The 5,594-nt window shown below is 37.2% G+C and carries 4 protein-coding genes and 1 pseudogene; 4 read left to right on the top strand and 1 reads right to left on the bottom strand.

Features of this window, described 5'->3' with window-relative positions; genetic code table 11:
• The first annotated feature begins 257 nt into the window (after nucleotides 1-257).
• The 4 genes and pseudogenes from CW357_RS17645 to CW357_RS17635 all read left to right on the top strand — a co-directional run bounded on the left by CW357_RS17645 (nucleotide 258) and on the right by CW357_RS17635 (nucleotide 5,020).
• Nucleotides 258-875: pseudogene (locus tag CW357_RS17645) on the top strand (NUDIX hydrolase).
• 229 nt (nucleotides 876-1,104) lie between these two features.
• Nucleotides 1,105-1,257: a hypothetical protein gene (locus CW357_RS18430; protein WP_158582430.1), complete on the top strand. Its 153-nt coding sequence runs from the start codon at nucleotides 1,105-1,107 to the stop codon at nucleotides 1,255-1,257.
• 283 nt (nucleotides 1,258-1,540) lie between these two features.
• Nucleotides 1,541-3,097 (top strand): glycoside hydrolase family 68 protein, encoded by a 1,557-nt coding sequence (locus CW357_RS17640; protein ID WP_124218751.1) that lies wholly within the window; start codon nucleotides 1,541-1,543, stop codon nucleotides 3,095-3,097.
• A 6-nt stretch (nucleotides 3,098-3,103) separates the two neighbouring features.
• Nucleotides 3,104-5,020 (top strand): glycoside hydrolase family 68 protein, encoded by a 1,917-nt coding sequence (locus CW357_RS17635; RefSeq protein ID WP_124218750.1) that lies wholly within the window; start codon nucleotides 3,104-3,106, stop codon nucleotides 5,018-5,020.
• 113 nt (nucleotides 5,021-5,133) lie between these two features.
• Here CW357_RS17635 and CW357_RS17630 read toward each other — a convergent pair whose 3' ends face one another.
• Nucleotides 5,134-5,517, bottom strand: a complete 384-nt coding sequence (locus CW357_RS17630; RefSeq protein ID WP_119417379.1) for a YybH family protein — start codon at nucleotides 5,515-5,517, stop codon at nucleotides 5,134-5,136.
• Nucleotides 5,518-5,594: the final 77 nt, after the last annotated feature.

Genomic DNA, 5,594 nt, shown 5'->3' with positions numbered 1-5,594 from the left:
TAAAAAACGCAAGTTTTTCAGTGCCCTCCCTTTAATTAGGGTGGTTTTTTTGTTAGCTTAAACGGAGGTGCTGCATAATGGCACAGAGAGTCTATTACTAATTTATGGTCAATCAAAGCAGAAACACTAGTGATGAAACAAAGTAATAGCTTAATGAACAATAAATTAAATAAATTACTTACTAAACCAACTAAGTAGTTTGAATGTTTATTAAATTAAGATAAAATATAATTGGAACAAACGGGGGTGAATAAAAGATGGAACCTAAATGGCTAGAATGGGCAAAACAGCTTCAATCCATCGCACAAGCAGGACTAACCTATTCTAAAGATGTATATGATTTGGAAAGATTTGAATTAATAAGAAATATTAGCGTTGATATATTGGCACAGTACACAAATATGGACAATAAAAATATAAAAGAACTTTTTGCAAATGAAACAGGATATGCAACACCTAAAGTGGATATCAGAGCTGTTGTATTTAAGGGTAATAAAATATTAATGGTAAGAGAAAATACTGATGGGTATTGGTCGTTGCCAGGAGGCTGAGGTGATATTGGATTAACTCCAAGTGAAGTTGCGGTCAAGGAAGTAAAAGAAGAATCAGGGTTTGATGTTAAAGTATTAAAATTGTTAGCTGTTCTTGACACGAAATGCCATCCTCATCCACCTTCTCTATATCACGTTTATAAAATTTTTCTCCAATGTGAAATCATTGGAGGGCAGCCGCAAGAAGGTATCGAAACAAATGCAGTTGAATTTTTCGCAGAAAATGAACTACCATCTTTATCGATAGCTTGAAATACAGAATCACAAATTAAATTAGCATTTAAACATTTGCATAATCCTCAAGAACCTACCTATTTTGATTAATATTCTAAGTTGAATGTCCTTTGTTATTTAACTATCGCGTTCTATGGTTGAATAAAGAGAGAGGAGTCAGCAGTAAATCGCTGGCTTTTTTATTTCGTATCAGGAACATAATGCGACATAACAAAACACCTTATTGAGGTGTATTTTTTATACCCTTTTTACACTATTAAAAAATGGGGAGCATTTTTTAAAGAATCTCGAGGTTAAGTGAAATAGCGGGCTTATAGTGATGATTTCGATTACAAGTAATTGCACAGAACAAGAACTGATCCAATTAGCTATAGATGAACAAGTAAAAGTGTATCCAATGAGTATTCTGTATGTGGAGAAGGATGATTCAAATCCAAAAGTGTTACTTGGATATGCAAATTTGACAGAGTAATGAAGGTGTAGCACGATTGAAAAAGCATGTTTTTTTCATTAGGTAAAATGGTATTTATAATAATTAGGAGCCAGATTAATTATATATACTAAAAAACGATTCTACTAGGTACATACAAAGAAATTTGTATGCACTTAGTATTTTTTTTGTACAAAATACATTAATCTTGTTGAAAAAATATTGTTTTTTCTTGAAAACATAGAGAACACACCTATAGCTAACTTTTATTTCTCTGTATACTGACTAGGAACTAACGTTCAAATAAATTAAGGAGGTGTAGTGTATGGGTTTAAATTCATTTAGGCGAAGTAGAAAGAAATATTCGTACCAACTATCTAGAAAGCAGTTTCCTATAATATATAATTCTACTACTTCGCTAAGGGAGAGTGTATCGGCGAATCGTGGCTATTCTTCGACGGGAAATATTCGTTTTCGTAAGTTTACGGAGCAACAGATTAATCAGTTTTGTAACTATAATCCAGTAAAGGATTTTGATCGTTGCTTAGCTCAAAGTATTAATGCTGTTCCATCAAGATGGACACGTAGTCAAGTAGAACAGATTCAAATCAACGCAACGAATATGGCTCCGCTTATTATGGAGCCATTCCCAAGAATCTCAGCAGATTTATGGATCTGGGATATGTGGCCATTGATTGAGAAAGACGGGTCAATTGCCGTCCTTCCTGGCGGATGGCGGGTTCTCTTTGCATTATCCGTTCCGCGTAGTGTTCTTCCAGGAAAACGCCATGATGTCGCGCGTATTAGTTATTTTTATTCGCGAGATGGTGTGAATTGGATTCAGGGAGGCTATGTATTTGAGGAAGGAACTGCATTAGGTTCCAGACAATGGGCAGGTTCTGCCATGATTGATAATGGTAGGATTTATTACTTCTACACAGCAACGGGGAGACGCGGAGAAACGCAAATTACGTATGAACAACGAATTGCGTTAGCGAGTAGTAGTTTTATTTCTGACAAAGATGGCGTACTGCTAGTAGATTTCTCACCGCATGAAGTGATTTTGGAACCAGATGGTGTGCTTTATCAGACAGAGGAGCAATCCAGCGGTGGAATCATTTATGCATTTCGTGATCCATTCTTCTTTAAAGATCCAGCAACTGGCTGTGAGTATTTATTGTTTGAAGGCAACATCGCAGGAACTTCTGCAGATATCAACTGCGGTCCAGGTGTTCCAAGTGATGCAGCTGAATTTACGGGGAATATAGGGATTGCCTTATTGCGCAACAATTCTTATAACAGTTGGCAGTTACTACCCGCATTATTAGAAGCAGGATGTACCAATCAACAAACAGAACGACCACATATTGTTGTGAGAAATGGTTCGTATTATTTATTTACGGATTCACATCGTTCGACTTTTGCGCCAGGGGTTACAGGTCCAGATGGACTATATGGATTTGTTGCAAGATCCCTTAGAGGAAACTATCGCCCGTTGAATAATAGTGGGTTAGTTGTTTCAAATCCACCTTCAGAGCCTTACCAAGCGTATTCTTGGCTTGTACTGCCTGACTTTTCAGTGTTGAGTTTTATCGATAATTTCAACTTGCAAGGAATTCCAATTGATGAAGTAGGATTATTGCCAGAGCAATTCCAATATGCACATTTTGGCGGCACACTAGCACAAACACTTCAATTGGCGGTTTCAGGTACGACTACTGAGATTATAGCTGTCTATGCATATGGATTAATGATGGTTTCTGGAACAGAGAGTCCTAAATGTGATTGTAAAAATAGTAAGAAAAAAAGTTCATGTGAATATTGTAATAGAAACGTAAAAGAAAATATCAAGGATAAGTTAAAAAAAATAATAAAAGGGTGAGTCACTATGAGGCATAATTTTAATAATGAACGGCATAGAGGTCATCATGGAGCCGGTCAATTCACTTCTCAGCAATTCCCGATTGCGGGATCTAGTGGTAGGGAGTTTTCACCGATACCAGGTGGCGGCTCAAATCATAATTTCCCAAGCAGTTCTACAGGGAATAACTCAGCGAATTTCCGTTCTTTTAGTCAACAACAAGTTCAAAACTTTTGTAACTATAAACCAAAAAGAGATTTTAACCGATGTTTAAGCCAACATTTAAATGCGGTTCCATCAAGGTGGACACGTGAACAAGCAGAGCGAATTCGAATTACACGAGAAAACTCTGCTCCAGTTATTAGTCCGCCTATTCCACGAATTTCAGAAGACTTATGGGTTTGGGATATGTGGCCATTGCAAGAGAAAGATGGCTCAATAGCAGTTTTACCAGGTGGTTGGCGCGTACTATTTACACTGTCTGCCCCACGAAGTGTTTTGCCGAACAACCGGCACGATGTAGCAAGAATTGCATATTTTTATTCAAGAGATGGACTGAACTGGATACAAGGTGGTCTAGTATTTGAAGAAGGTACCGCATTTGGTTCACGTCAATGGGCAGGTTCTGCCATGATTGATAATGGTAAAATTCATTACTTCTACACAGCTTCTGGAAGAAGAGGCGAAGCACAAATTACGTATGAACAACGTATTGCTTACACAAGCAGTGGCTTCGTATCTGATTTGGATGGTGTTGAATTTGTTAATTTTACACCGCATCAAATTATTTTAGAGCCAGACGGTGTCCTATACCAAACGTTAGAGCAATCCGAACAAAGTGAAAGCACTATTATTTACGCTTTCCGTGACCCATGGTTTTTCAAAGATCCTGCAACAGGCTGCGAGTACCTGCTATTTGAAGGTAATATTGCAGGAAATAACTCAGAAATTAACTGTGGTTTAACAGGTGAATTGGAACAACAAGCAAGTCAATATACAGGGAATATTGGGATCGCTTTATTAAGAAACAATAGCTACACATCATGGCAGTTATTACCTGCATTACTTGAAGCGGGCTGTACAAACCAACAAACAGAGCGACCACACATTATTGTGAGTAGTGGTAGGTACTATTTATTTACAGATAGTCACCGATTCACATTTGCACCAGGGTTAACCAATGGACCAGGACCTGACGGATTGTACGGTTTCGTGGCAAATACACTGCGCGGTAACTACCAGCCATTAAATTCAGGTGGTCTTGTTGTATCGAACCCAATTGAAGAACCGAACCAAGCTTACTCTTGGCTTGTTTTGCCAGACTTCTCTGTTTTAAGTTTCATTGACACATATAACTTACAAGGCATCACAACGGATGAGTTAAGCAATTTGCCAGAGTCATTTCAAATTGAACACTTTGGAGGAACTCTTGCTCCGACGCTGCAGTTAAGGGTTTCTGGTAGAACAACAGAAATTGTCGCTGATTACGATTTTGGTTTAGTCATGGTATCTCAAACAGAAAGTCCAAAATGCTGCTGGAACGGTAATGAGGATGGCCCTGAAAACGAAAGATGCCAAAGTTGCGAATGTCGAAATCACAACGATGATTGTGGATGCAGACAAAATGATCATCATAAATGTAGAGACTACGATGATGAATGCGGATGTAAACACAATGATCATCATAAATGTGGAGACTACGATGATGAATGCAGCTGTAAACAAAATGATCATCATAAATGTGAAGACTATGATGATGGCTGTAGATGTAAACACAACGATAGTAAATGTAGAAGATGTGGGTACGATGATGGGAAAGGCAACGATGAGTGCAAATATAAGCAAAGTGATCATAGATGTTCATGTAATTCATCGATTCAATTTCCAAAGTTAGACCCAAATCGATTCGTTGAAAGACCAAGATGTGGATGTTCGAATAATTAAAATCTTCATATAGTATATAATGCTAAACTATTCCACTAGGTGCATACTTAAATTTGTATGCACCTAGTTTTTTTATCACAAATAACTGTTTGCGTTGATAAAACCTCATTTCATCAAGATGATGTTTGTATTGAAGAGTTATTTGGTAAAGGACTTAAATGTTCATGAATCAGAAGCCAGTTATCAAACTCCTTGACAAAGACATTGGTGGCTCTTCCATAACCACATGTATATTTTTCGTTTATATATCCTTCGTAGAAATATGTATATGTACAGGTTGCTGAATGACTTCCAGCATATAGCCATTTTACATCTCGAGCTTCATAATTCTCGTTTTTCACTAACGACCAAGCGTTTTCAAAGTATGACTTTATTTCTTCGTGAGTCGTGCAATTCTGATCGGTGAAAAAATAGGTGGCATTAGGATGAAGAATTTTTCTCACTTCATCAAAATTGTGAGTATTTGTCGCATCTATATAATTATTTAATATTTCCATCATTAATTCTCCCCTCAATTTTTCTTAAAAGTAGTCTAACACAGATTTAAAGCCCAGGGGTGAAATGTCAATCATAA

Origin of the sequence: Rummeliibacillus sp. TYF005 (assembly GCF_003844195.1) — a bacterium.
GTDB lineage: Bacteria > Bacillota > Bacilli > Bacillales_A > Planococcaceae > Rummeliibacillus.
The sequence above is the reverse complement of the archived record's forward strand: the minus strand, read 5'-3'. Positions and strand labels throughout refer to the sequence as shown.

Coding starts and splice junctions, on each gene's coding strand:
- CW357_RS17635 (WP_124218750.1), top strand. CDS start 3,104: ATGAGGCATAATTTTAATAATGAACGGCATAGAGGTCATCATGGAGCC.
- CW357_RS17640 (WP_124218751.1), top strand. CDS start 1,541: ATGGGTTTAAATTCATTTAGGCGAAGTAGAAAGAAATATTCGTACCAA.
- CW357_RS17630 (WP_119417379.1), bottom strand. CDS start 5,517: ATGGAAATATTAAATAATTATATAGATGCGACAAATACTCACAATTTT.
- CW357_RS18430 (WP_158582430.1), top strand. CDS start 1,105: ATGATTTCGATTACAAGTAATTGCACAGAACAAGAACTGATCCAATTA.